The sequence below is a fragment of the Saccharothrix sp. DSM 118769 genome, from assembly GCF_052936295.1.
Genome location: NZ_CP193627.1, coordinates 2,069,900 through 2,095,719 on the forward strand (window position 1 = coordinate 2,069,900; position 25,820 = coordinate 2,095,719).

Below are 25,820 nucleotides of genomic sequence, written 5' to 3' on the forward strand. Positions count from 1 at the left end.
GGGTAAGTTGGCCGGACCGGATTGTGGGGATCTGCTTTGGGGGAACCGGTGTCTCACGAGAACGCACTCGCCCGCCCGGGCCGGCCGGCGGCGGCGGTGCTGACCGCCGTGCTGGCCGTCGTCGCGCCGGTCGCCACCGCCTGCACGTCGACCGGGGGCGAGCCGCTCGACCCGGGCCTCGCGCCGCGCGGCACCGTGCAGACCACGGCCAAGCCGACCAGGCAGGACCTGTCGAACGAGATCGGCCTGACCGGCAAGGTCACCATGAACCCGGTCTTCGGCATCGTGTCGCCGGTCGCGGGGCAGGTGCGCTACCTGACCCTGCCCGAGGCGACCGGCACGCCGACCAGGCCGACCCGGTTCGCCACCGTGTGGGTCGACGGCAAGCCCACCAACGTGGAGGTGCCCGCCGGGGCGGTGTTCGGCGGCCGGCTCGTCGATGACCGGGCCGCGGTGACCGCCGGGATGCCGATCGCGTCGGCCAAGCACGGCGGCTACGGCATCGTCGCCGAGATCAGCGGCGAGCAGGCGTACCAGATCGCCGACGCCGCGCAGGGCACCGTGCAGGCGCAGATCAAGAACGGCCCGGGGCCGTTCGCGTGCGCGCTGCTCGGCACGATCGCCGCGCTGCCCGCCGGCACCGTGCCCGTCGAGCCGCCCGCCCCGGAGCAGCCGGGGACGCCGCCGACGGGGGCCGCCGCGCCCCCGCCGCCGCCGCAGCGGGAGGAGCCGGTCGACTCGCCGTCGTCCGACCCCACCGGCCTGCGGCTGGTGTGCACCGCGCCCGCCGACGTGAAGCTCATCAACGGCGCCGCCGCCACCCTCGAACTCGTCACCGCCACCTCGCCGAACGCGCTCGTCGTGCCGGTCGAGGCCGTCGCGGGCGGCCAGGGCAAGGGCAAGGTCGACGTGGTCGGCGCGGACGGCGCGCGGGAGACCAGGGACGTCGAGCTGGGGCTGACCGACGGCAAGGTCGTGGAGGTCAGGTCCGGCCTGACCGGCGACGAGACGCTGGCCGTGCCCGGCCCGAGCCTGCCGCCGGTCGACGCCGGGCAGGACGGGCCGGAGCGGGGCGGCTCCGGGGCGGGTGGCGCGTGAGCACCGAAGCCGTCCCGCTGATCAGGCTCACCGGCCTGACGAAGACGCTGAAGGGCCAGGAGGAGCCGCGCTCCATCCTGGCGGGCGTCGACCTGACCGTGCGCGCGGGCGACAGCGTCGCCATCCTCGGCCGCTCCGGCTCCGGCAAGAGCACGCTGCTCAGCCTGATCGGCCTGTTCGACCGGGCCGACGGCGGCCAGTACCTGCTGGGGGAGCGGGACATCACCCGCCTGCCCGAGCGCAAGGCCGCCGCGCTGCGCAGCGCCGAGTTCGGCTTCGTGTTCCAGCGCTTCTTCCTGCTCAAGCACCTGACGGCGGCGCAGAACGTCGCCATGGCCCTGGTCAACGGCCAGGGCTGGCTGCCGCGCCGCAAGCGCAAGGCGAAGGTGATGGCCGCCCTGGAGCGCGTCGGCATCGCGCACCTGGCCAAGCAGAAGCCGCCCCGGCTGTCCGGCGGCGAGCAGCAGCGCGTCGCCATCGCGCGGGCGCTGGTGCGCGAACCGCGCGTGCTGCTCGCCGACGAGCCGACCGGCGCCCTGGACACCGACACCGGCAACCTCGTGGTGGAGGTGCTGCGCTCGGCCACCGAGCAGGGGTGCGGGCTGGTGCTCGTGACGCACGACCACGACCACGCGGCCAAGATGGGCCGAGTGTTCCACCTGTCCGACGGCCTGCTGCACGAGGGCTCGGCCGCGGCGCGGGTGGTCGTGTGAGCGGGCTGTCCGGGCGGCTGCGGTCGGCGGTCGTCATCGGCGGGCAGGGGATCAGGGCCCGCAAGCTGCGCACGTTCCTGTCCATGGTCAGCCTGTTCCTCGGCGTGCTCGCGGTCGTGCTGGTGCAGGCGGGCGCGGAGATCGCCAACCGGGCGCTGCTCGCCGACCTGGAGCTGTCCGTGGCCAAGGACGGCACCCGGCAGGTGTACCTGCCGCCGGAGGGGCAGACCGTGCCCGTGGCGCTGGAGGTGCTGCGCGGCCGGACCGACGCGGTGGCGCTGACCAGCGTGCAGGCGTTCATCGGCGAACCCGGCGTGAAGCCCCTCAACGAGGGCGGCGGGCCGATCGACCAACCCGGCTACAGCGGGACGCGCACCTGCGACGCGTCGGGCTGCTACATCGTCGAAGAGGCCGAGGGCGACCCGCCCGGCCAGGCCGTCGAGCTGGAACTGGTGGGGCTGACCGGGGACGTCCGCCAGTTCCGGCCCTTCCGCACCGTGGGCGGCGACTGGCTGCACTTCGGCGGGGAACCGTCGCTCGCGCCCCGGCTCGTGTTGAACGAGGCCGCGGCGGAGGCGTTCACCCGCCACCGCGTGCCCGCCGAGATGCGCGTGGAGGGCGCCGCGCACAACCCGACGCCGGTGTTCAGCGGTGTCGTGGCGGACGGCAACGACCGGCCCGTGGCGTACGTCCGGTCCGACGAGCTGCTGAACTGGATGCCCGTCGACAGCGTCAAGGAGGGCCGCTTCGGGCCCGGCCTCCAGGTGCTGGTCTCGCCCACGGCCCCCGAGGTGGAGCACGTGCTGACGGCGAGGCTGACGGCCGCGGGCACGCCGGCGGACCACATCCAGGTGCAGACGATCGAGGTGCGGGACCGGATGTCCGCTGAGCTGGCGCTGATGCGCTGGATCTTCCTGGGCATGGCGGCGCTGGTGCTGCTGATCGGCGTGGCGGGCATCCTCAACGTGGGCCTGGCGACCGTGGGCGAACGGGTCGAGGAGTTCGCGCTGCGCCGGGCCGTCGGCACGCCCCGGCTGCTGCTGGCCGGGATCGTGCTGGCGGAGACCCTGCTGACGGGCCTGCTGACGGCGGCGCTGGCCATCGGGGCGGGCGTGCTCGGGCTGGAGGTGGCCCTGGCCCTGTTCGGCTCGCGGACCCCGTCGCTGGAGGGCGTCGAGTTCCCGTGGCAGGCGGGCATGGCGGGCGTGGTGGCCGGGCTGGTCGCGGGCGTGCTGGGCGGGTTGGTCCCCGCGCTGCGGGCGGCCCGCATCCCGATCGCGACGGTGATGCGGGCCTGACACCCCCGGCCCCGGGGCCTGAACCCCGGCCCGGGGGCTGACCCTCCCGGCCCGGGGTCAGCCAGGCCGGGGTCAGCCGGGTGTCACGGCCTGCCACGGCGCGACGCCCAGCCGGCCCGTGCTGCCGAGGTCGATGGTGGTCGGCCCGTCCTCGCCGACGAGGGCGAAGACCTCCGGGGCGATGTCCGAGGCCGCGACGATGCGCAGGTGCGTGCCGACCGCGGGCGGTGCGGTGAGGTCGTCGTACTTGTTGCGCCACAGCACGCTCGTGGTCGCGTACTCGCCCGGGTGGATGGTCACCGGCTGGGGCGCGCGGTCGAAGGACTCGACGCTGGAGATGCCGAACGAGCCCCGGCCGACCACCACCGGCAGCACGGCGCGGTCCTCGTCGAGCACCTCGATCACCGGGTAGCCGTCCAGGGTCAGCGGTTGCGTGCCGCAGTTGGTGGCCCGGATGCCGAGCACGCGCAGGCCCATGGCGGCGTCCTGCGTCCCCAACGAGTAGCGCAGCAGGCCGCCGGTGCACGGCGCGGCCCCGGCGTCGACCCGCTCCGCCCCTGAGGGGGCGGTGCCGGGCAGGGCGTCGGCGGACGGGGCAGTGCCGGGCAGGGTGGTGGTGGGCTGGGTGGTGCCCGGGGCCGGCGTCGAGGGCGGCACGGAAGCGGGGATCTCGGGCGGCGGCGTGGTGCAGGCGGTCAACACCAGCAGCAGCGCGGCGACAATGATGCGGGGCACGGTTCGATGGTGGCACAGCAATGGGTGTTGCCGCGCCGCGCATTTCCGGGATAGGCTTCTCCCGTGACTGCCGGGTCGGCCTTGAGCCATCAGCGAGAGAGTCACCCGGCCGCCGAGTGAGCGCCGGGTGGGCCCGCGGCCCGCCCCCCTTCTCCGGGTTTTCCACGTTGTCGCACGTCAACGTGATGTACCCGGCTTTTCGCAGCTCCACCTCCTCGCACCACCGCGGGCCCAGTGCTGCCCGCGCACCTTCACACGACCTCCACGGAAAATCGCGGGAACATTCACCCGCGGTTCTGCCGTCATGCCCGGAAAACGCCTCAGGAGAGCGATCGAATGGATTTCAACCAACAGGTGATCGACGAGTTCCGCGCGAACGCGGGCCGCGTGGGCGGGCCTTTCGAAGGCGGCAGGCTCGTCCTGCTCACCACCACGGGCGCGCGCACCGGTGCCCGCCGCACGACGCCCGTGGGCTACCTGCCCGACGGCGACCGCATCCTCGTCATCGCCTCGGCGGGCGGGTCGCCGCGCCACCCCGACTGGTTCCACAACCTGCGCGCCAACCCCGTCGTGCAGGTGGAGGACGGGGTGTTCACCTACGACGCGAAGGCCACCGTCCTGGAGGGCGCGGAGCGCGACGCGATCTGGGCCCGCGCGGTCGAGGCGGACGAGGGGTGGGCGCGGTACCAGGAGCAGACGAGCCGGGTCATCCCGGTCGTGGCGCTGGAGCAGGTGGCCGGCGGCCCGCCGAACGCGTCGAGTATGGGGGAGGCCCTGCGGCTGCTGCACGACGCGTTCCGGCGCGAGCTGCGCACGATCCGCCGCGAGGTGGCCGGGAGCGGCGGCACGCTGGGCGCGCAGCTGAAGGTCAACTGCCTGACCGCGTGCCAGGGCCTGAAGTTCCACCACACCGCGGAGGACACGGGCGTGTTCCCGTCGCTGGAGCAGCGCTTCCCGGAGCTGGACCCCGTCCTCGCCCGGCTGCGCGAGGAGCACGAGCGCCTGGCGGTGCTGCTGGCCGAGTTGCAGGCGACGCTGGAGCGCGGCGACGTGGCGACCCTGCGCGAGGACGTCGACCGGCTGGTGGCCGACCTGGAGGCGCACCTCGACTACGAGGAGGAGCAGCTGATCCCGTTCCTCGACGCCTGAGCACGTCTCGCCGCCCCGCCCGGTCGACCGGGCGGGGCGGCGGTACCCCCGTCACCCGTAGGCGTTCGCGTTGCCTGACTGGTCGATCACTCACCGGGCGACTTTACTCACGCGGTCCTCTCGCGACCGCCGCGTGCGGGTCAGTAGTGGCGGATACCGGCGGACAGCGTGCGCGCCCACGGGGCGTCCACGGCGTCCGCGTCCACCGCCACCACCAGGTGGCACAGCATTCCGACGGCGAAGAACCGCTGTACCTGGGCCTCGTCGCCGCCGGACACCCCGCGCACGTACTCGATCGCGCGGGCGTACCCGCGCTGCACGACTTCGCGCACCGCCGGTTCGGACACCGCCGCCGCCTGGGCGTGCATCTGGACCAGCAGCAGCGTGTTCTCCTCGGCGATGAGCCGGGCGTACGCGTCGCCCATCGCGTGCAGCACGGCCTCGGGCGAACTGCCGGTCGCGGCGGCCACCCCGTCGGCGAGGCTCTCCCGGATGCGGGCGAAGCAGTGCTCGACCACCGCCAGGAACAGCGCCTCCTTGTCCGGGAACAGCCGGTACACGTACGCCTGCGAGATGCCCGCCGACTTCGCCACCTCGCCGGTCGTGGTGCCCCAGTAGCCGCGTGCGCCGAACGCGCCGAGGGCGGTGCGCAACACCGTCTCGCGCCGCTCCTCGGCAGTGGACAACCTGCGCCCCGCACCCGCTCCAGCCATAGGTGTAATCAACCGCTCACACCCCCCGCTGTCAAATCCCACCCGCGAGTCCAACGCTCACGACCCGCGAGTCATGCGCTCACGACCCGCGAGTCCAACGCTCGCGACCCGCGTGTCCTGCGTTCGCGACAGGTGTGTCCTGCGTTCGCGACCGCCGGGGCCCCATCCGGGTCTAGGGTCCGCGCATGTCGCGTGGCGCTGTGGCCGTGGTCGCCCTCGTGTTCCTGCTCGCCGGTTGCGGCACGTCGGTGGGCGGCGAGGCGCTGCCCACCCTGGCGTCGTTGCCCGACCCGACGACCGGCACCAGTCCCGCCCCCGCCACCGCCGCGACCACGACCACCGCCGCGACGGCCACCACCACGACCACCACGCCCGCACCGGCGCCGCCGCCCCCCAAGGCGGGCAACCCCGCCGGTGACGCGGTCGTGCCGCCCGAGGCCGCCGCCGTCGACACCTCGTCCCCCACCCGCGTGGTCGGCAGCGGCACGCCGGCCGGCTGCACGTCCGACGCCGTCGTCCAGGCCGTCGCGGCCGGCGGCACGATCACGTTCGACTGCGGTCCCGCCCCCGTCACCATCGCCATGACCGCGACCGCGAAGGTGCGCAACGACACCGGCCCGCAGGTCGTCCTCGACGGCGGGGGACTGGTCACGCTCAGCGGCGGCGGGCAGCGGCGGGTCGTCTACCAGAACACGTGCGACCCGGCCCAGGGCATCACCACCTCGCACTGCCAGGACCAGGACCACCCGCGCCTGGTGCTCCAGGACATCACGCTCGCCGACGGCGACTCGACCGGTGACGACGCGGAGGGCGGCGGTGGCGGCGCGGTGTTCGTGCGCGGCGGCCGGGTGAAGGTCGTCAACACGACGTTCCGCGGCAACCGCTGCGACCCGGTGGGCCCCGACCTCGGCGGCGCCGGGATGCGCGTGCTCAGCCAGTCCGGGGGCGCGCCGGTGTACGTCGTGTCCAGCACGTTCGAGGGCGGGCGGTGCGCCAACGGCGGCGCGCTGAGCGGCATCGGCGTGTCGTGGGTCGTGCTGAACAGCGTCCTGCGCGGCAACGCCGCCGTCGGCCGAGGCGCGAACCCGGCCCGCGCGGGCACCCCGGGCGGAGGCAGCGGCGGCGCGGTCTACGCGGACGGCAACGGGTTCACCGTGCGCATCGCGGGCAGCGTCGTGGAGGACAACGAGGCGACCGAGGGCGGCGGCGCGGTGTTCTTCGTCAGCAACGACCGCACCGGCAGGCTGCTCATCGAGGGCTCGCGGTTGCGCCGCAACCCCAGCGCGGGGTTCGAGACCCCCGGCTACAAGGGGATCTTCTTCCTCGGCGCGGCCACGCCGTCGGTCAGCGGCTCGACCATCCAGTGACCGGGCCGGCCACCAGACCGACGACCGGGCCGGCCACCAGGCCGACGACCGGACCGGCGAACAGCCGGCCACCGGGCCGGTGACCGGCGGAAGGGTGTGCGGCGATCCGAAGGCGAACCGGAAGAACTCCCGTCGATCGTCGGATTGTGAGCAGCCCGTTCGCCGTTCACGATGAGCGCGTCGGCAGAGGGGCCGGCTGGAAGTCCCTGCGAACTCGACGTCCGGCCACCCTGCGAGCTCGACCCCGGCCGGGCGCGGGAAGGAACACCGTGCGCACTGGTACGAGAAAGGCGCTCGCCCTGGTCGTGGGCGTCGCCGCAACCCTGGCCGCAGCCGCGGGCCAGGCGCTCGCCGCACCGCCGTCGACGGACGGGGGCGGCGTCACGCCCCAGGTCGTGGGCGGCACCCGGGCCGCCCAGGGCGAGTTCCCCTGGATGGTCCGCCTGTCGATGGGCTGCGGCGGCTCGATGCTGACCGACCAGCTCGTGCTCACCGCCGCGCACTGCGTCAGCCGCACCGGCAACAACACCTCGATCACCGCCACCTACGGCGTGGTCGACCTCCAGAGCACGAGCCGGGTCACCCGCACGTCCACCTACGTGCACCGCGCGCCCACCTACGGCACCGCCACCGGCGGCGACTGGGCGATCATCAAGCTGGCCAGCCCCATCACCGGCGCGGCGCTGCTGCCGATCGCCACGACCAACGCCTACAACACCGGCGTGTTCACGGTGGCCGGCTGGGGCGCGACGAGCGAGGGCGGCGGCCAGTCCCGCTACCTGCTCAAGGCCGACGTCGACTACGTCGACGACACCACCTGCAAGAACTCCGACCCGTACTACTCCGACCTGATCCCGGCGGCCGAGCTGTGCGCAGGCTTCCCGCAGGGCGGCGTCGACACCTGCCAGGGCGACTCGGGCGGCCCCATGTTCCGGCGCGACAACGCGGGCGCGTGGGTGCAGGTCGGCATCGTCAGCCACGGCAACGGGTGCGCGCGACCGGACAACCCCGGCGTCTACACCGAGGTCAGCACGTTCGCGGCGGCCATCAACCAGGCCAAGGCCGACCTCGGCGGCGGCACCAACCCGCCCACCGGCAAGGTCTTCGAGAACACCGCCGACGTGAACATCCCGGACGCCGGCGCGGCCGTCTACAGCAACGTCGCCGTCACCGGCGTCACGGGCAACGCCCCGTCCGCCCTCGCGGTGGGCGTGAACATCGTGCACAGCTACAGCGGCGACCTGGTGATCGACCTGGTCGCGCCGGACGGCTCCACCTACCGGCTGAAGAACTCCAGCGGTTCGAGCACGCCGAACGTCAACACCACCTACACCGTGAACGCCTCCTCCGAGGTCGCCAACGGCACGTGGCGACTCAAGGTGCAGGACGTCTACAACGCCGACACGGGCTACATCAACTCGTGGAAGCTGACGTTCTGACCGACCCGCGCTGACCGGTCCGGTGGCGGGCGGGAGGGCCGCCCGCCACCGGACCGATCGGTGGCCGATCCGAACCGCCGGCGCCCGGCGGCGCAACAGTCGGCCGTCCGGCTGCGATGTACCCACCGATCGCACGGCGAAGGGTGGGGCCGATGGAGCGCAGGACCGAGGTCGAGGACCGGCTGCGGCGGCTCGCCGCGGGGTTCACCGGGTACGTGGACGCCTACGACGCGGCGACCCCGTTCACCAGCGCCCAGGCCAAGGCCCACCGGGACGCCATCGCGCTGCGCCGGGCGGCGGGCGGCGCCGAGGCCGCGCTCGACGACCTGGCGTTCGTCGCCTCCCTGCACCGCACCCTGGTCGCCTGGAAGATCGGCACGCGCGGCTCGCGGCTGGTGTCCCCGTCGGAGTTCTTCGAGGCCCTCCAGGTCGCCAAGCCCGACATCCTCGCGCTGGAGCGGTACGCGATCGACGACCGCGACGCGCCCGAGGACGTCGCCGACCGCGTCTGGCGGGTGGTCGAGGGGCTCGGCGTCGTGGTCAACAAGTCGAAGCTGGTCGCGGGCACCAAGACGCTGCACCACGTGCTGCCCGACCTGGTCGTCCCGCTGGACCGGGACTGGACCGGCTCGTTCTTCCGGCTGCACGCCCCGGACTGGCAGTACAACCAGCAGCGCACCTACCGCTGGGTGCACAACCGGTTCGCCGCGCTCGCCCGCCAGGCCAACCCGCAGCAGTACGTGACCGGGCGCGGCTGGCGGACCAGCCGCACGAAGGTCCTCGACAACGCGATGATCGCGTTCTGCCGCCGGCACGGCCGCAACCCGGTGCCGCCCGACGAGCCGGTGCGCGCGGTGTCGTTCTCGGTCGCCGGACCGCCGCCCACTCGCAGCGAGGCGCTGTCCCTGCTCGGTGCCGGCCACCCCCACGTCGACCGGGTGCGCGTGCTGCTGGAAGCCGCGCGCGGCGCGATCACCAAGCAGGGCTTCACGCCCGAGCCGGGCAAGGCCGTCGCGCTCGACCTGGAGGTCCGGGTCGGCCCCGGCACGCGGCCCGCGGACGCGCCCACCGCGCTCGGCGGCGTCGGCGCGGTGCTCCAGGACAAGGCGTCCCGCGGCGGGCTGCCGCACCTGGCCGACCTCGCGTCGGTGTGGCTGTTCCGGTACGGGCACCAGCTCAAGCAGGTCTCCTACCGCGAGGTCGAGGGCGCGGACACCGGCTACACCGTGAGCGTGCGCGTCATCGACGTCTGACCGGCGACGTCCGACCGGCGACGTCCGACCGGTTTTGTCAGGCGCATACGAAGTGTTGTCCAGGAAAGCGCTTGCCTTTGACAACAACCAATTGCGTACATCTCCGCTCCGATCGACCTCGACTGTCTCATCGGTGCAGGTGGCGGACGTTGCGATTATCCATAATTGACAATTTCGACCGTTGTTCCACACCGTTCATGCCGCACCCTTGCGCGCCTGCTGCGACGTGGTTAATTTCCCCTGTGCGGTAATTCCGCGACCCGCTCTCGCCCTGCCCCCTATTTTTCTGACGTGCCCCCGGCGTCAGGGAGGACGTTCCCGTGAGACGCAGAAGACAAGCCCGCCGGCTGACGGGGCTCGGCGCGGTCGCCACCGCCGCCGCGGTCGTCGCCGGCCTCGTGACCGGCACGGGCACCGGCTCCGCCGCGCCGGGTGAGCTGACCCAGACCTACGCCTGCCCGCTGCCCCTGATCGGCCCGCAGGACGTCACCGTCGAGATCGCGGTCGCGAACCAGCCCGCGTCGATCGCCGCGGGGACGTTCACGCCCGCCCTCGACATCACCGCGGTGTCCAACGCCGGGGCGACCTCCACCCAGGCCCTGCGGCTGGTGGGCGCGGAGACCATCCGGGGCTTCGCCCGCGCCACGTCGGAGGTCACCTCGCCCGGCGGCCAGGGCACGCAGGCCGTGCGGGTCACCACCGACGTGCCCGAGCAGCCCATCCCGGCGGTCGGGAACGACCTCGTGCTCGACGCCGTGGGCAGCGCGCCGGGCCTGCGGTTCGACGAGCCCGGCACGGCCACCGTCGAGGTGACCGACCTGGTGCTGGAGATGACCCCGCTGCGGGCCGACGGCACCCCGACCGAGCTCGGCACGTTCGTCGCCGACTGCACCCCGGCCGCGGGACAGGACACCGTGCTCCAGGCGTACGAGGTCACCGGTGCGGCGGTCGCGCCCGAGACGCCCGCCGGGGTCGGCTCCACGCCGCCGCTGCGGCAGACCTACACCTGCCCGTTCCCGCTGATCGGGAACCAGGCCGTCACCGTCGACATCGACACCGACGCGTTGCCGGCCGAGATCCCGGTGGGCGCGTTCACGCCGCCGATCGGGATCACCGCGGTGTCCAACGCCGGGCCGACCTCGACGCAGGGGTTGCGGCTGGTGGGCGCGGAGACCATCCAGGGCACGGCGGTGGCGGCCTCGCTCGTCGACGCGCCGCAGGGGCACCTGGCCGTGGCGGTGGCGACGGGTGTGCCGAACCAGCCGATCCCGCTCAGCGGCGACCTGATCGTCGACGCCGCCGGGTCGGCGCCCGCGCTCCGGTTCGACCAGCCGGGCACCGCGACGGTCTCGGTGCACGACCTCGTGCTCACCCTGACCCCGCTCAGGGCGGACGGCACGCCCACGGGCCTCGGCACGTTCGTCGCGGACTGCACGCCGACCGCCGGCCAGCGCACGGTCCTGCACACCTTCACCGTCACGCCCGCCGCCGACACCGAGGTGCCCTCCGCGCCGTCCGGCCTGACCGCCGGGGACACCACGCAGACCAGCGTGCCCCTGTCCTGGACCGCGGCCACGGACAACATCGGCGTCACCGCCTACGAATTGTTCAACAATTCCACATTGGTCACCACCGTCACCGGCACCTCGACCACGGTGGACGGCCTGGCGGCGGACACCGAATACACCTTCACCGTGGTCGCGCTGGACGCGGCGGGCAACCGCTCGACACCCAGCGCCCCGGTCACCGCCCGCACCAAAGCCGTGCCCGACACCCAAGCGCCCACCACGCCGGCGAACCTCACCGCGACCGCCGTCACCCAGACCGGCGCCACCCTGAGCTGGTCGGCGGCAAGCGACAACACCGGCGTGACCGCCTATGAATTGTTCAACAATTCCACATTGGTCACCACCGTCACCGACACCACCGCGACCGTCACCGGCCTGAGCGCGGACACCGAGTACACCTTCGCGGTCGTCGCGGTCGACGCGGCGGGCAACCGGTCCGCCGCGAGCGCGCCGGCGGTGGTGCGTACACCCGCCGCACCCGACACCGAAAGCCCGAGCACCCCGGCCAACCTCCGGTCCACCGGCGCCTCGGCGTCGAGCATCGGCCTGGCGTGGGATGCCTCGTCCGACAACATCGGCGTGTCAACATACGAATTGTTCAACAATTCCACACTGATAACGACCACCGCGAGCACCGCGGCGACGGCGGAGGGCCTGGCGCCGGACGCCGAGTACACGTTCACCGTCGTGGCGCTGGACGCGGCGGGCAACCGCTCGGCGGCCGGCGCGCCCGTCACCGCGCGCACCGAGACCGCGCCGGACACCGAGGGTCCGTCCACGCCGACCGGTCTCACCGCGTCCGGCGCGACCCAGTCCAGCGTGACCCTCGCCTGGGTCGCGTCGACCGACGACGTCGGCGTCACCGGGTACGACGTCTACCGCGGGACCGTGTTCGCGAAGAGCGTCGAGGGCACCTCGGCGGTGGTCGACGGCCTCGCCGCCGGCACCGAGTACACCTTCACGGTGGTGGCGAAGGACGCGGCCGGCAACCGTTCGGCGGCCGGCGCCGAGGTCACCGCCCGCACCGCGGACGCGCCCGACACCCAGGCGCCCAGCACGCCGAGCGCCCTGCGCTCGACCGCGCAGACCCAGACCACCGTCGACCTGGCCTGGGACGCCTCGTCCGACAACGTCGCCGTGTCAACGTATGAATTGTTCAACAATTCTACCTTAATGGCGACTGTCCCAGGCACGACGGCGACGATCGAAGGGCTGACCGCCGACACCGGGTACTCGTTCTCGGTGGTGGCGGTGGACGCGGCGGGGAACCGGTCCGGTGCCAGTGCGGCGGTGGTCGTGCGCACCAAGCCGGACGCCGGTCCGCCGGTCGTCCGCTACGGCTACGGGCTCTCCGGCACCACGGGGATCAAGGCGGCCGGCGGCTCCGTCGCGCTGAAAGGCGGCATCGACGCGGCGCTCGACCTGTCCACCGGCGCGTTCGACGCCGACCTGCGCCTCGACCCGACCACCGGCAGGTTCACCCTCTTCCGGTTCGTACCGGTGAAGGTGAAGATCGAGTTCGTGCAGGCGGCCAGGACCACCGGCACCCTGACCGGCGGCGTGCTGAGGTCCACCTCCACCGCGACGGTGACACTGCCGCACGTCTCGGTGCTGGGCATCCCGGTCAGCACCGGCCGGAACTGCGGGACCACGACCCCGGCGTCGATCCCGCTGGAGTCGGGACCCGGCTTCGACCCGCTCGCGGGCGGCACGCTGACGGGCACCTACACCCTGCCCCCGCTCAAGGGCTGCGGACCGCTGACCCCCCTGATCAGCGCCCTCACCTCCGGGCCGGGCAACACCATCGAGGTGGAACTGGCCCCGCGCTGACGCCCGGACGACCCGCCGCGAGCGGCGGCGAATGGCGAACGGCGGCGAGCGGTGGCGAATGGCGAACGGCGGCGAGCGGTGGCGAACGGCGGCGCGCCACCCCCGCCCGCCGCTACGTTGGCACCATGCTGCTGCAGTCCGCGATCATCGCGGTGGGCGCGGTCTACGTGGTCGCCGGTGTCATCAGCCGCCGGGTGCAGCCGCGCAACCGGATCGGCGTGCTCCTGGTCCTCATCGGCGTGTGCTGGGCGCTGGACTACGCGACGGTCGTCACCGGCCCGCTGCCCGTGCTGCTGGCGGCGAAGGTCTGGCCCGCCGTCCTGGGCCACGCGGTCGTCGCGTTCCCCACCGGACGGCTGCGCACCGTCCCCCGCCGGGTCGTGGTCGCCGCCGGGTACGCCGAGGCGGTCGCGCTCACCGTCGCCCTCCACTACTGCGCGGACCTCCCGTGGGGAGCGGCGCTGCTGGACTGGGAGGTGCAGGCGACCGCCGTCATCGGCTTCTGCATGCTGGCCCTCCAGGTGCACCGCTGGACGGTGAGCAGCCTGGCCCAGCGCCGCACGCTCACCGCCGTGCTGGGTGCGAGCGTCGTGGCCGTCGTCGTGTTCGCGATGTGGGAACCCGTCGAGCGCGCCGGCCTGGACCCGCCCGTCGTGGCGCTGATCCTCGCGCTCGGCGGCATCCCCCTCGCCTACCTGGCGGGCCTGCTGCGGCGGCGCGTGGACCGCGGCGGCGTGGCCGACCTGGTGGTGCGGCTCAGCGGCGACAGCAGGCACGCCGACGTGCAGGAGGCGCTGGCCGCCGCCCTGTCCGACCCGGGCCTGCGGGTCGCCTACTGGGTGGCCGGGCAGGAGCGGTACGTCGACGCCGGCGGGCGGCCGGTCGCGCCGGACGGCGCGCACACCAGGGTCGACCGGGGCGGCACGCCGGTCGCGGTCGTGCTGCACGACCCTGGGCTGGACGTGGAACTGGTGGACGCCGCGTGCGCCGCCCTCGGCCTGGCGCTGGAGAACGAGCGGCTCACCGCGGAGCTGCGCGCGAAGGTGCGGCAGCTCGCCGAGTCCCGCGCGCGGCTCGTCATGGCGGGCGAGGACGAGCGGCGGCGGCTGGAGCGCGACCTGCACGACGGCGTGCAGCAGCGGCTGCTCAGCGCGGCGATGACGCTCGGCCTGGCGGAGACCGTGCCGCCGGACCGGAGCCGGGAGCTGGCCGCCGAGGCGAAGCAGGCGGTCCTCGCGACGATCGACGACGTGCGCGCGGTGTGCCACGGCATCCACCCGCCGGTGCTGACCGAACGGGGCCTGCACGGCGCGGTGCGCGAGCTGACCGCGTGGGCCGACCCCAGGCCGGAGCTGGTGCTGGACCTGCCGGACGACGTGCCGCCGCAGGTGGAGACGACGGCCTACTACGTGGTGGCCGAGGCGCTGGCGAACGTCGCCAAGCACGCCGAGGCGTCCCGCACGACGGTGGCGATCACCGTGACCGGCGGGCTGCTGGAGGTGCGCGTGGACGACGACGGGCGCGGCGGGGCGGACCCGGGCGGGGGCACGGGGCTGCGCGGCCTGGGCGACCGGGTCGAGGCGAACGGGGGGACGATGAGGGTGGTCAGCGAGGTCGACGCCGGCACGAGCGTGCGGGTGGTGCTGCCGTGCGGGTCGTGATCGCGGAGGACTCGACGCTGCTGCGCGAGGGCCTGACGAGGCTGCTCGCCGAGGCGGGGTTCGAGGTCGTGGCGGCCGTCGAGGACGCGCCCGCGCTGCTCGCCGAGGTCGACCGGCACCGGCCGGACGTGGCCGTGGTGGACATCAGGATGCCGCCGACGCACACCGACGAGGGGTTGCGCGCCGCCCTGGCGCTGCGCCGTCGGCACCCGGCGACCGGCGTGCTGGTGCTGTCCCAGTACGTCCGGGTCAGCTACGCCGCCGAACTGCTGGACGCGGGCGCGGACGGCGTCGGCTACCTGCTCAAGGACCGGGTGTCGGACCTGGCCGAGTTCACCGCGGCGGTCCGGCGCGTCGGGGCGGGCGGCTCGGCGTTCGACCCGGCGGTGGTGGGCAGGCTGCTGGTGCGCCGCCGCGACGACAGCGAGGGCCGGCTCACCGACCGCGAGCGCGCAGTGCTGGCGCTCATGGCGGAGGGCCGCACGAACCAGGCCATCGCGCAGCGGCTGTTCATCGCCGAGCGGACCGTGGAGAAGCACTGCACCAGCATCTTCACCAAGCTGGACCTGACCGCGAGCCCGCACGACCACCGGCGCGTGCTGGCCGTCCTGAGGTACCTGAACGCGTGACGTGGTGCGGGAAACCGCACCACGGGGTGGTGGTGGCACGATTCCGCGCACCCGCCGGCGCGCGCGAGGCTGGGGCCATGCTGACAGTCGAAGCGCCGGTGGGGGCGCGTCCGCGCGCGGACTACCGCACGGACCTGATCACGGTGCTGCTGGGGACCTGGTTCTCGGCCGGCCTGTTCCTCGACGCCTGGGCGCACTCGAACGTGCCCGAGCTGGAGTCCTTCTTCACGCCGTGGCACGCGGTGTTCTACTCGGGGTTCGCGGCGACCGGTGCGTGGATCTGCTGGGTGGTGTGGCGCAACCACCAGGCCGGGGCGCGAGGGCTCGCCGCGGTCCCGGTGGGGTACGGGCCGGCGGTGGTGGCGCTGCCGATCTTCGCGGTCTGCGGCGCGGGCGACTACCTGTGGCACACGTTCCTCGGCATCGAGCAGGGCATCGACATCCTGTTCAGCCCGACGCACCTGGGCCTCATCTCCTCCATGATCATGATCCTGACGACGCCGCTGCGCACCGCGTGGGCCGACCGGGACCTGGTCGCGCCGACGTTCACCCGCTTCCTGCCCGCCGCGCTGGCGCTGGCGTTCACCGCGTCGCTGGTGCTGCTGTTCGCCCAGTACGCCGACGCCACCGTCTACTCGGCCGAGCGGGTCGTCGAGGCCTTCTCGTTCGACAAGGCCGACGGCGGCTCGGGCCCCGCGAACCGGCTCGCCGCCTCGATCCTGGTCACCAACCTGGTCCTGCTGCTGCCGCTGCTGCTGGCGGCCCGCCGGTTCCGGCTGCCGTTCGGCACGGCCACGCTGCTGGCGGTCGTCGTGATGTCGCTCAGCACGGCCGTCGCGAACTACGAGAACCTGAGCACCGCAGTCGGGTTCGTGCTCGCGGGCCTGGTGGTCGACGTGCTGCTGGTCCGGCTGCGGCCCGCCGAGGACCGGCTCCGCGAGTACCGCCTCTTCGCCGCGCTGGCCGCGTTCACCACGTGGGCGCTGTACTTCGCGGCCGCGGCGATCTCCCACGGGTCGGTGCCGACCATCACCGAGATGTGGACCGGAGCGCCGATCGTGGCCGCGCTGCACGGCCTGCTGATGGCCGTCGTGCTGGTCCCGTCGCGGCGGTGAGGCCCGTCCTCCTCGTCGTCGCGCTGCTGCTCGCCACCGCCACCCCGGCGCACGCCCACGCGGGCGGCCTGACCCCGCAGGACCACCTGAGCCGGGTCACCGCGATCGACCCGCCGCTGCCCGGCGTCACCGCCCGCACCGTCAACCACGGCACGCAGCTGGAGGTCCACAACGGCGGCGGCGCGCCGGTCGAGGTCGCCGGGCACGTGGTGCGGCCGGGGGAGACGCACCGGTTCCGCGACGAGCGCACGACCGCCCCGACCTGGGAGGTCCCGATCGGCGCGTCCGCCATCCGCGGCCGGGTCGACACCGAACCCGGGCCGAACCCGGTGTGGTGGCTGCTCGCCTGCCTGGCGCTCGCGGTCGGCGGCTGGGCGCTGGGCAGGCGGCGGCACCTGCTCGCGGCGGGCGTCGTCGTGGTGACCGGCGCGCACGCGTGGCACGCCGTCGGCTCGACCCTCGCGGTCACCGGCGGGTCCTTCGCGCCCCTGCTGCTCGGCGCGAGCGGCGTCGGGCTGGTGGCGTGGCCGCTCGCGGTGCTCGCCGTCGTGGCGGCGGTGCGGCGCAGGCCCGCCACCGCGTTCGTGGCCGCCGTGGTCGGCGCGATGCTCGTGGTGGCGGGCCTTCCCGACCTCGACAGCTTCCGCTTCTCCCAGCTGCCGTTCGCGGGTCCGGCCGACCTGGACCGGCTGCTGGTGGCACTGGTGCTCGGCGGCGGCCTCGGGCTCGCGGCGGGCGGTTTCGACCACATGAGAAGGGAGACGGCCCGGTGACCCGCGTCCTGCTGCTGTCCCTGTTGTCCTCGCTGTCCCTGTCGGTCCTCGCGGGGTGCGCCCCCGAGCCGGCGGCGCCGGCCGCGCCGTCCGCGCCGCTGGTGCTGGAGCTGTCCGTCGACCGGGCGTCACCGCGGCGGGTGGAGGCGGTGCGCGGGCAGGCCGTGGAGCTGACCGTCACCAGCGACGAGCCGGTGGACGTGCACGTGCACGGCGTCGACGTGCTCGCCAAGGCGGAGAAGGGGAAGGACGCCCGGCTGGAGTTCACCGTGGACGAACCCGGCACGTACGACGTGGAGGCCCACCCCGACACGCTGCTGGTGCAGCTGGTGGTGCGGTGACCGCGCTCGCCCACGGCGTCGGCGCGCGGCACGACCTGCCGCTGCCCCTGGACCTGGTGCTCCAGGGCGCGGCGGTCGCGCTGCTCGCCTCGTTCCTCGCGCTCGGCCTGCTGTGGACGTCGCCGAGGTTCACGCCCGCCGAACCCGGGCCCGGTGGACCCGCGCCCGCCGAACCGGGACCGGGCCGCGCGTGGTGGCCGGTGCGGGCGCTGGTGGCGGTCGGCCTGCTGTTCGTGCCCGCGGCGGCGTGGCCGCACCTGGTGTTCGTGCTGCTGTGGGTCGGCGTGCCGGTGCTGTCGGCGCTGGTGGGTCCGGTGTGGAGGGTGCTCAACCCGCTGCGCCTGGTCCTGCTCGTGACCCGCGACCGCCCCTACCCCGAACGGCTCGGGCACTGGCCCGCCGCGCTCGGCCTGCTCGTGTTCACCTGGGTCGAGCTGGTCGAACCGCGCGCCCTGCCGTGGTTCCTCGTCGCGCACGCGGCGGTGAACCTGGCCGGCGGCTTCGCGTTCGGCCGCGCCTGGTTCGAGCGCGCCGACGGGTTCGAGGTGTTCTCCACGCTGCTGGGCGGGTTGTCCCCGCTGCGCGGCAACCCGTTCCGCGCGCTCGCCGCCACGCCCGTGCGCCCCGGGCTGGTGGCCGTGGTCGCGGTGCTGCTGGGCTCGACCGCGTTCGACGGCCTGGGCTCGGCCCCGGAGTGGGAGCGGCTCGGCGTGCCCGACGCGCTCGGGCTGGTGGCGGCGGTCGGCCTGGTCGCGGGCAGCTACCTGCTGGCCTGCCGGGCGTTCGGCGGGGAGCTGGCGCACTCGCTCGTGCCGATCGTCGCCGGCTACGTGGTGGCGCACTACTTCTCGCTGCTCGTCGTGGAGGGGCAGCGCGCGGTCGCGCTGCTCGTCGGCGCGGGGGGCTTCACCCCGGCCACCGCGCTCGCCGCGCCCGTCGTGGTGGCGTCGGTGCAGGTGGGCGCGGTGCTGGCCGGGCACCTGCTGGCCGTGGTGTCCGCGCACGACCGGGCGCTGCGGCTGCTGCCGGTGCAGCGGCACCTCACCGGCCAGGTGCCGCTGCTCGTGCTGATGGTGGGGTACACGTCCGGGGGACTCGCGCTGTTGTTCGCGGGGTGAGCGCGCATGATGGGGGAGGAGGCCCCGCGGATTCCGCGAGCATTGTTCGCTTGTCCGCCGGGCACCCTCAGTGGTGACGAGGATGACCCCAACGATGTAACCCGGTGGTCCGACCGGATGCTTCTGTCCGCATTCCTGCGGACCAATCACACCCGTCCGGGTGACGTAGTCCGACGTCGTCACCTGACCGTCTGGTGTTGGGCAGCACAAGGATGAACGGCCTTGTCCGCGCTGTGAACTGATCACTACGTTTCGTAGCGTGGAATTGGCGCACCTGTGGAAAGCGTTCCGGAATGCGAGAGGGCGTACATGAGCATCTACCTCACAGGTCTGCTGTGGGTGGGTGGCGCGGTCGTCGTCACGGCACTGCTCGCCTTCCTGATCCGCAAGTACGGCGTCGACGACGACGAGGCCCGCGACGCCAACAACGAGGCGTCCGGCAACGTCTTCACGATCGTCGCCGGCCTGCACGCGGTGCTGGTGGCGTTCATCCTCATCGCCCTGTTCGACACGGTCGCGGACGCCGAGGAGGCCTCCTACCGCGAGGCGGACGGCCTGGTCGCCGCCACCTGGGCGGGCGAGGCCCTCTCGCCCGAGATCGGCGACGAGGTCCGGTCCCTCTCGCGCGCCTACTCCATCACGGTGATCAACGACGAGTGGCCCGCCATGCGCGAGGGCGAGGAGGCGTCGAGCACCGGCTGGGACCAGCTCGACCGGCTGCGCAAGGTCGTCGCCGACGCCCCCGCGGACGACTCGTGGCGCGCCGACCGCAAGACCGAGGCGGCCAACCAGCTGTGGGAGGTCTACCAGGCCCGGCAGGAGCGCCTGGACGCGGCGAGCGGCGGGGTCAGCGCGGTCATGTGGTTCGTGCTGGGCATCGGCACGGTCCTCGCCGTGTTCCTGCCCCTGCTGTTCGGCAGCGGCCGGAAGATGCGCACGCACATCATCATCACCTGCACCCTGGCGGCCACGCTCACGCTGCTGCTCTACGCCACCTACCAGCTCCAGAACCCGTTCGCCGGCGGCGCGGACGTGACCCCGGAGGCGTTCCAGGCCGCTGTGGCGCGGTTCGAATGATCGAGCTCCTCGCCCAGGTCGCCTGCACCACCATCCAGGTGGAGGCGAACCACGGCCCGTCCTCGGTGCTCCAGGTGACGTTCCCCGAGGGCACCACGACCGGCCTGGGCGTGCTCGACCGCCGGCTCAACGCGATCGGCTACTCCCACGCGCAGAACCTCGTGTACGGCGTGGACGACGACGGCAGGCTGGTCGCCCTCGACCGCTCCGGCCGCCTCGTCGGCACGCCGTCGCGCCCCTCGCCCCTGCTGCGGCACGCGAAGGCGGGCGCCGTGGTCGGCGAGCGGCTCGTGGTGCGCGTCGGGCACGCGCTGTTCTCGGTGGGCATCACGCCCGGCCCCCGGTTCGGGAAGGTCGTGCACGAGGCGGTGATGTGGCCCGCCGCCGCGGTCACGGTCGACGACTTCGACCTCAACGCCGCGGACGGCCTGCTCTACGGGGTGGCGACCCACTGGTACGGCCACGGCGTCGTGGTCACGATCGACCCGGACAGCGGCCGGGTGCGCAAGGTCCCCGGCGTCGGCCACCTGCCCGGCGGCCACGGCTACGGCGCGGTGACGCTGAGCCCGGACGGCTCCCTGTACGCCACGAACAACCGGCACGACGGCCGCAGCACCCTCTACCGGGTGGCGCTGGACGGCTCGGGCGTGGTCACCGAGATCTCGTCGCGGCAGACGCTGCGGACCATCGACTCGTCCGGCTGCCTGTTCGTGCCGCCGCCCGCCGTGGACCCGCCCGACCCCACGCCGGAACCGACCCCGGGACCGACCCCCGGTCCCGGGCCGATCCCCGGACCCGCGCCGACCACCACCGTCCCGCCACCGGGACCGCAACCCGTCGTGCCGCCGCCCCCCGGTTCCCCGCCCCCCGGTTCCCCGCGGCCGGGTTCCCCGCCGCCCGCGACCACGCCCGTCCCGCCCCCGCCCGCCACGACGGCCGGACCCACGCCCACGCCACCCCGGCCCACCACCGTGCGGATGCCGGAGCGGCACGGCGGCGCGGTCGCCGTGGAGGACAACACGGTGCGCGACCAGCGCCGGTGGGGGCTGGTCGCGCTCCTGCTGATCCTGGGCATGGGCGCCGCCGCCGGGAGCGCCACGGCCCGCCGCCCGCGCTGACCGACCGCGCCGGCCGCCGCCCGCGTCCGGCACCCCCGGCGCGCGCTACACGGCCAGCATCCGCCGCACCTCCTCGTCGTGCAGCTCGGCGGCGGTGCCGGCGCGCACGACCTCGCCCGCGTCCAGCACCACGAACCCGTCCGCCAGCCGCAGCGCGAAGTCGAGGTACTGCTCCACCAGCAGCACGGTCATCCCGGCCTCGCGGTGCAGCCGCTCGATCGCGGCCTCGATCTCGTCGATCACGTTGGGCTGCACGCCCTCGGTCGGCTCGTCGAGCAGCAGCAGGCGGGGCCGGGTGACCAGCGCCCGCGCGATGGCGAGCTGCTGCCGCTGACCGCCGGACAGGAACCCGGCGGGGCGCTTGAAGAACTGCTTGAGCGCCGGGAACACGGCCAGCGCGTCGTCCACGGCCCCCGGGTCGCGGTGCGCGGTCGCCTCCAGCGTCACCTGGAGGTTCTCCCACACCGTGAGCTGCGGGAACGACACGTGCCCCTGCGGCACGCACGCCACGCCCCGGCGCACCCGCTGGTGCGTGGGCAGGCGCGTGACGTCCTCGCCGTCCAGCTCGACCCGGCCCGCCGAGGGCGCCAGCGTGCCCATGACGGTCTTGAGCAGCGTCGTCTTGCCCACGCCGTTGCGGCCCATCACGCACACCAGCGACCCGGCAGGCACCTCCAGCCCCACGCCGAACAGCACCCGCGCCCGCCCGTAGGCGACGTCCACACCGGACACCGAGAGCATCACGTCACCGCCTCCCCCTTGGCCCGCCCGAGGTACACCGCGCGCACCTCGGGGTCGTCCCGCACCTCGGCCACCGAGCCCTCGCGCAGCACGCGACCCTGGTGCAGCACGGTCACGCGCCGCGCGTACCGGCGCAGGAACTCCATGTCGTGCTCCACCACGACGACGGTGTGCGTCGCGGCGATCCGGTTCAGCAGCTCGCCGGTGCGCTCCCGCTCCGACCTGCTCATGCCCGCCACGGGTTCGTCGAGCAGCAGCAGCCTCGGCCGCTGCACGAGCAGCATCCCGATCTCCAGCCACTGCCGCTGCCCGTGCGACAGCACCCCGGCGGGCTTGTCGGCCAACGCGGTCAGGCCGGTCGCCCCCAGCGCCTCGGCCACCTCGTCCGACACGCCCCGCCGCCGCTTGAGCAGCGACCGCAGCGGCATCCGGAAGCTGCCCGCGAGGTCCAGGTTCTCCACCACGGTCAGCTCCTCGAACACGGCGGCGGTCTGGAACGTGCGGCCCACGCCCATCCGCACGACCTGGTGCTCGCGCCGCCCCACCAGCTCCTCGCCGCCGAACCGCACGCTGCCCGCCGCGGGTTTGGTGAGCCCGGTGACGACGTCGATCAGCGTGGTCTTGCCCGCGCCGTTGGGGCCGATGAGGAACCGCAGCTCGCCCTCCTCGACGGTGAGGTCCAGCCCGTCGACCGCGGCGAACCCGTCGAACACCACGCGCAGCCCGCGCACCTCCAGCAGGGCCGTCACACGACCACCTCCTCGCGGGGCCGGGTCGTCCCGGGCGAGCGCCGGAACCGGTCGCGCACCGACCCGACGACCCCGGCCAGGCCCTTCGGCGCGAACACCAGGACGAGCACGAACAGCCCGCCCTGGAGGTACAGCCAGCCCTCGGCGAAGTCCTCGCTGAACACCGTCTTGGCGTAGTTGACGGCGATGGCGCCCGCGATGGCCCCGGCCAGCACGAACCGCCCGCCGACCGCGACGCCGATCAGCAGCTCCAGCGACGGCACGACGCCGAGCAGCGCGGGGGAGATGATGCCCACCACCGGCACGAACAGCGCGCCCGCGATGCCGGCCACCACCGCCGAGGCGGTGAACGTGATCGTCTTGACCACGGCCGGGTCGTAGCCGAGGAACCGCACCCGGTCCTCGCCGTCGCGCACGGCCACCAGCAGCCGGCCGAACCGGCTGCGCACCAGCAGCTTCGCCAGCAGGAACACCGCGCCGAGCACGGCGGCGGTGATCGCGTACACGGCGCGCTGCCCGTTCGGGTCGGTCAGGTCCAGGGCGAAGAAACCGGTGAAGTTCGTCATCCCGTTGGTGCCGCCGGTCAGGCCCTGCTGCCCGACCAGCAGGATGACGAACGCGGCGGCCAGCGCCTGCGACAGGATCGCGAAGTACGCGCCGCGCACCCGCTGCCGGAACACCAGCAGCCCCAGCAGGAACGCCACCAGCCCCGGCACCAGCACGACGGCGGCCAGCGCGAACACCGGGTTGGCGAACGGCGCCCACAGCGCGGGCAGCTCCTCGACCCCGCTCCACACCATGAAGTCCGGCAGCCCGGCGGACCCGGCCTCCTGGAGCTTGAGGTGCATCGCCATGGCGTAGCCGCCGAGGCCGAAGAACACGCCCTGCCCGAGCACGAGCATCCCGCCCTGGCCCCAGGCCAGCGCGATGCCGACCGCGACGATCGCGAAGCACAGGTACTTCGCGAGCAGCCCGAGGCGGAACGGCGAGAGCGTGAACGGCGCCAGCGCCAGCAGCGCGACGCACACGACCAGTGAGACCCGTCCCCACGTCATACCAGCGTCCTCCCGCGCAGCACGAACATGCCCTGCGGCCGGACCTGGAGGAACGCGATGACCGCCACCAGCACCAGCACCTTGGCCAGGCTTGCGTCGGTCCAGAACTCCAGGTAGCTGTTCAGGAAACCGAGCGCGACGGCGGCCAGCACCGCGCCCCGCAGCTGCCCGAGCCCGCCCGCCACGACGACCAGGAACGCGTCGACTATGTAGAACGTGCCCAGGCTCGGCCCGACCGGTCCGACGAGCGTCAGCGCGACGCCCGCGACCCCGGCCAGGCCGGAGCCGAGCAGGAACGTGAACCGGTCGACCCGCCCGGTGGCGATGCCGCTGTACGCGGCCAGCTCCCTGTCCTGCACCACCGCCCGCATCCGCCGCCCCTGCGGCAGCCTGGTCAGGTAGAACCACACCGCCACCACGCACAGCGCCGCCAGCGCGATGGTGAAGACCCTGTTCCACGGCAGCCGCACGCCCAGCACGTCGGCGCCGCCGACCAGCCAGGCCGGCGCGGTGACCTGCACGTTGGGCGCGCCGAACAGGTCGCGGGCCAGTTGCTGGAGGACGAGGCTGACGCCCCACGTGAGCAGCAGCGTGTCCAGCGGCCTGCCGTAGAACCTCCTGATCAGCGACCACTCCAGCAGCAGCCCCATCAGCCCGGCGACGGCGAAGGCCACCGGGAGCGCGAGGAGGAACGACTGCGACGTGAGCCCCTGGAGCAGGTACGCGGTGTACGCGCCCGCCATGATGAACTCGCCGTGCGCCATGTTGATCACGCCCATCTGGCCGAACGTGAACGTCAGGCCCAGGGCGATGAGCAGCAGCACGGCGGCGATGCCCAGCCCGATGGGGAGCTGGTTGGCCAGTGCCTCCACGCGTCCCCCCTCAGCCCAGGCCGCCGGCCCAGTCGTAGCCCTTGAGGTAGGGGTCCGGTTCGATCGGCGCGTCGGACGCCCACACCTCCTCGATCTGCCCGTCCGGCCGCACGACGCCGATGCGCGCGGTCTTGGCCACGTGCTGGTTGTCGCCGTCGATGGTGGTGGTGCCCTCGGGCGCCTCGATCGAGATGCCGCCGGCGGCCTTGCGCACCGCCTCGACCTCGGTGGTGCCGGCCTTCTTCACCGCCGCCGCCCACAGGTGCACGGCGTTGTAGCCGGCCTCCATCGGGTCGGAGGTCACCTTGTCCGCGCCGTACTTCGCCTTGAACGCCTTGACGAACGCCTCGTTCGCCGGGGTCGCCGTGGTCTGGTAGTAGTTCCACGCGACGAGGTGGCCCGCGACGTTCTCCGGGCCGATGCCCCTGACCTCCTCCTCGGCGACGCTCACCGACACGACCGGCGTGGTGTCGGGCGTGATGCCGGACCCGCGCAGCTGCTTGAAGAACGCCACGTTGCTGTCGCCGTTGAGGGTGTTGAAGACCGCGTCCGGCTCGGCGTCGGCGATCTTGTTGACCAGCGTGGAGTACTCCGTGTGCCCCAGCGGCGTGTACTCCTCGCCGAGCACCTCGATGCCCTTGGCCGCCGCGTACGCCTTGATGATCTTGTTGGCGGTGCGCGGGAACACGTAGTCGCTGCCGACCAGGAACATCCGCTTCCTGCCCTGCGCCGCCAGGTAGTCCAGCGCGGGCACGATCTGCTGGTTCGTCGTCGCGCCGGTGTAGAAGATGTAGGGCGAGCTCTCCAGGCCCTCGTACTGCACCGGGTACCACAGCAGCGCCTTGTTGCGCTCGAACACCGGGAGCATCGCCTTGCGGCTGGCGGAGGTCCACCCGCCGAACACCGCGGCCACCCGGTCCTGCGAGATGAGCTTCTGCGCCTTCTCCGCGAACGTGGGCCAGTCGGACGCGCCGTCCTCGGTCACCGGGACCAGCTTCTCGCCCAGGACGCCACCCGCGGCGTTGATCTCCTCGATCGCCAGCAGCTCGGCGTCGCGGACGGTCACCTCGCTGATCGCCATCGTGCCGCTGAGGGAGTGCAGGACGCCGACCTTGATCCCGTCACCGGCCGCCTGCCCGTCCCGGCCCGGCTCGTCGACGCAGGCCGTGGTGAGCAGGACGGGCAGCAGGAGGGCGATCAGACCGCGCTGGAGACTTCTGCGCTGGACGTTCGTGGGACGCACCGGCGGCTCCTTTCGGCTGGTGGAACCGCCGAAGCTAGGAACCGCGTGTTGCGTGGCCGGCGCGCCTGGTTACGTTCACGTGGCCAGGTCCGCACAGCGCCCCGGCCGTGACCGTCTCGTTGTCGCACAGGGGCTTTCCGGCCCTGTCGTCCACCGGGTGGACCG

At 73.6% G+C, this 25,820-nt stretch carries 23 protein-coding genes and 1 pseudogene; 17 read left to right on the forward strand and 7 right to left on the reverse strand.

Annotation, left to right across the window (positions count from 1 at the left end):
• The first annotated feature begins 48 nt into the window (after positions 1–48).
• Genes ACRAKJ_RS09830 through ACRAKJ_RS09840 form a run of 3 tightly spaced genes read left to right on the forward strand, consistent with a single transcriptional unit; the run spans position 49 to position 3,109 of the window.
• A complete protein-coding gene (locus ACRAKJ_RS09830; protein ID WP_438922820.1) occupies positions 49–1,098 on the forward strand; it encodes an efflux RND transporter periplasmic adaptor subunit in 1,050 nt (349 codons plus the stop codon).
• Positions 1,095–1,811 carry an ATP-binding cassette domain-containing protein gene (locus tag ACRAKJ_RS09835; RefSeq protein WP_438922821.1) on the forward strand — a complete coding sequence of 239 codons (717 nt, stop codon included), beginning with the start codon at positions 1,095–1,097 and terminating at the stop codon, positions 1,809–1,811. Before ACRAKJ_RS09830 ends, ACRAKJ_RS09835 begins: the two co-directional genes overlap by 4 nt.
• On the forward strand, positions 1,808–3,109 hold the full coding sequence (locus ACRAKJ_RS09840) for an FtsX-like permease family protein (RefSeq protein WP_438922822.1): 1,302 nt from the start codon (positions 1,808–1,810) through the stop codon (positions 3,107–3,109). The genes ACRAKJ_RS09835 and ACRAKJ_RS09840 overlap by 4 nt, the downstream gene beginning before the upstream one ends.
• Positions 3,110–3,181: 72 nt before the next feature.
• On the opposite strand, the gene ACRAKJ_RS09845 is transcribed toward ACRAKJ_RS09840, so the two are convergent.
• Positions 3,182–3,844, reverse strand: coding sequence for a DUF4232 domain-containing protein (locus tag ACRAKJ_RS09845; protein ID WP_438922823.1), 663 nt, complete (start codon positions 3,842–3,844; stop codon positions 3,182–3,184).
• Positions 3,845–4,180: 336 nt separating this feature from the next.
• Between ACRAKJ_RS09845 and ACRAKJ_RS09850 the strand changes: the two genes are divergently transcribed.
• On the forward strand, positions 4,181–4,993 hold the full coding sequence (locus tag ACRAKJ_RS09850; RefSeq protein ID WP_438922824.1) for a nitroreductase/quinone reductase family protein: 813 nt from the start codon (positions 4,181–4,183) through the stop codon (positions 4,991–4,993).
• Between the two features lie 140 nt (positions 4,994–5,133).
• Here ACRAKJ_RS09850 and ACRAKJ_RS09855 read toward each other — a convergent pair whose 3' ends face one another.
• The gene (locus tag ACRAKJ_RS09855) at positions 5,134–5,706 is read right to left on the reverse strand and encodes a TetR family transcriptional regulator (protein ID WP_438927031.1); all 573 of its coding nucleotides are present in this window, start codon (positions 5,704–5,706) and stop codon (positions 5,134–5,136) included.
• A gap of 185 nt (positions 5,707–5,891) precedes the next feature.
• On the opposite strand from ACRAKJ_RS09855, the gene ACRAKJ_RS09860 reads away from it, so the two are divergent.
• The 13 genes and pseudogenes from ACRAKJ_RS09860 (at position 5,892) to ACRAKJ_RS09920 (ending at position 20,995) form a co-directional block, all read left to right on the forward strand.
• Positions 5,892–7,073, forward strand: a complete 1,182-nt coding sequence (locus tag ACRAKJ_RS09860) for a hypothetical protein (RefSeq protein WP_438927032.1) — start codon at positions 5,892–5,894, stop codon at positions 7,071–7,073.
• A gap of 269 nt (positions 7,074–7,342) precedes the next feature.
• Positions 7,343–8,143 (forward strand): annotated as a pseudogene (locus ACRAKJ_RS09865) (S1 family peptidase); the annotation flags it as partial.
• A 141-nt stretch (positions 8,144–8,284) separates the two neighbouring features.
• A complete protein-coding gene (locus ACRAKJ_RS09870; RefSeq protein WP_438927033.1) occupies positions 8,285–8,512 on the forward strand; it encodes a proprotein convertase P-domain-containing protein in 228 nt (75 codons plus the stop codon).
• A gap of 152 nt (positions 8,513–8,664) precedes the next feature.
• A complete protein-coding gene (locus ACRAKJ_RS09875) occupies positions 8,665–9,765 on the forward strand; it encodes a hypothetical protein (protein WP_438925181.1) in 1,101 nt (366 codons plus the stop codon).
• Between the two features lie 320 nt (positions 9,766–10,085).
• The gene (locus ACRAKJ_RS09880; RefSeq protein WP_438925180.1) at positions 10,086–13,163 is read left to right on the forward strand and encodes a fibronectin type III domain-containing protein; all 3,078 of its coding nucleotides are present in this window, start codon (positions 10,086–10,088) and stop codon (positions 13,161–13,163) included.
• Positions 13,164–13,288: 125 nt separating this feature from the next.
• Positions 13,289–14,824, forward strand: coding sequence for a histidine kinase (locus ACRAKJ_RS09885; RefSeq protein WP_438925179.1), 1,536 nt, complete (start codon positions 13,289–13,291; stop codon positions 14,822–14,824).
• A complete protein-coding gene (locus tag ACRAKJ_RS09890; protein WP_438925178.1) occupies positions 14,812–15,453 on the forward strand; it encodes a response regulator in 642 nt (213 codons plus the stop codon). The genes ACRAKJ_RS09885 and ACRAKJ_RS09890 overlap by 13 nt, the downstream gene beginning before the upstream one ends.
• Before the next feature lie 77 nt (positions 15,454–15,530).
• Positions 15,531–16,568, forward strand: a complete 1,038-nt coding sequence (locus tag ACRAKJ_RS09895) for a hypothetical protein (RefSeq protein WP_438925177.1) — start codon at positions 15,531–15,533, stop codon at positions 16,566–16,568.
• Positions 16,565–17,341 (forward strand): hypothetical protein, encoded by a 777-nt coding sequence (locus ACRAKJ_RS09900; RefSeq protein ID WP_438925176.1) that lies wholly within the window; start codon positions 16,565–16,567, stop codon positions 17,339–17,341. The genes ACRAKJ_RS09895 and ACRAKJ_RS09900 overlap by 4 nt, the downstream gene beginning before the upstream one ends.
• The gene (locus ACRAKJ_RS09905; RefSeq protein WP_438925175.1) at positions 17,338–17,682 is read left to right on the forward strand and encodes a hypothetical protein; all 345 of its coding nucleotides are present in this window, start codon (positions 17,338–17,340) and stop codon (positions 17,680–17,682) included. The genes ACRAKJ_RS09900 and ACRAKJ_RS09905 overlap by 4 nt, the downstream gene beginning before the upstream one ends.
• Positions 17,679–18,800: a hypothetical protein gene (locus ACRAKJ_RS09910; RefSeq protein ID WP_438925174.1), complete on the forward strand. Its 1,122-nt coding sequence runs from the start codon at positions 17,679–17,681 to the stop codon at positions 18,798–18,800. The genes ACRAKJ_RS09905 and ACRAKJ_RS09910 overlap by 4 nt, the downstream gene beginning before the upstream one ends.
• Before the next feature lie 309 nt (positions 18,801–19,109).
• On the forward strand, positions 19,110–19,877 hold the full coding sequence (locus tag ACRAKJ_RS09915; RefSeq protein WP_438925173.1) for a bestrophin-like domain: 768 nt from the start codon (positions 19,110–19,112) through the stop codon (positions 19,875–19,877).
• Positions 19,874–20,995, forward strand: coding sequence for a DUF6923 family protein (locus ACRAKJ_RS09920; protein ID WP_438925172.1), 1,122 nt, complete (start codon positions 19,874–19,876; stop codon positions 20,993–20,995). Before ACRAKJ_RS09915 ends, ACRAKJ_RS09920 begins: the two co-directional genes overlap by 4 nt.
• A gap of 45 nt (positions 20,996–21,040) precedes the next feature.
• On the opposite strand, the gene urtE is transcribed toward ACRAKJ_RS09920, so the two are convergent.
• The 5 genes from urtE to urtA are packed head-to-tail and all read right to left on the reverse strand — an operon-like array spanning position 21,041 to position 25,655.
• Complete coding sequence (urtE, locus tag ACRAKJ_RS09925) at positions 21,041–21,736, reverse strand: urea ABC transporter ATP-binding subunit UrtE (RefSeq protein ID WP_438925182.1); 696 nt, start codon at positions 21,734–21,736, stop codon at positions 21,041–21,043.
• A complete protein-coding gene (urtD, locus tag ACRAKJ_RS09930; protein WP_438925171.1) occupies positions 21,736–22,485 on the reverse strand; it encodes an urea ABC transporter ATP-binding protein UrtD in 750 nt (249 codons plus the stop codon). Before urtD ends, urtE begins: the two co-directional genes overlap by 1 nt.
• Positions 22,482–23,540, reverse strand: coding sequence for an urea ABC transporter permease subunit UrtC (urtC, locus tag ACRAKJ_RS09935; RefSeq protein WP_438925170.1), 1,059 nt, complete (start codon positions 23,538–23,540; stop codon positions 22,482–22,484). The genes urtD and urtC overlap by 4 nt, the downstream gene beginning before the upstream one ends.
• Complete coding sequence (urtB, locus tag ACRAKJ_RS09940; protein ID WP_438925169.1) at positions 23,537–24,412, reverse strand: urea ABC transporter permease subunit UrtB; 876 nt, start codon at positions 24,410–24,412, stop codon at positions 23,537–23,539. The genes urtC and urtB overlap by 4 nt, the downstream gene beginning before the upstream one ends.
• 10 nt (positions 24,413–24,422) lie before the next feature.
• The gene (urtA, locus tag ACRAKJ_RS09945; RefSeq protein ID WP_438925168.1) at positions 24,423–25,655 is read right to left on the reverse strand and encodes an urea ABC transporter substrate-binding protein; all 1,233 of its coding nucleotides are present in this window, start codon (positions 25,653–25,655) and stop codon (positions 24,423–24,425) included.
• Positions 25,656–25,820 lie beyond the last annotated feature (165 nt).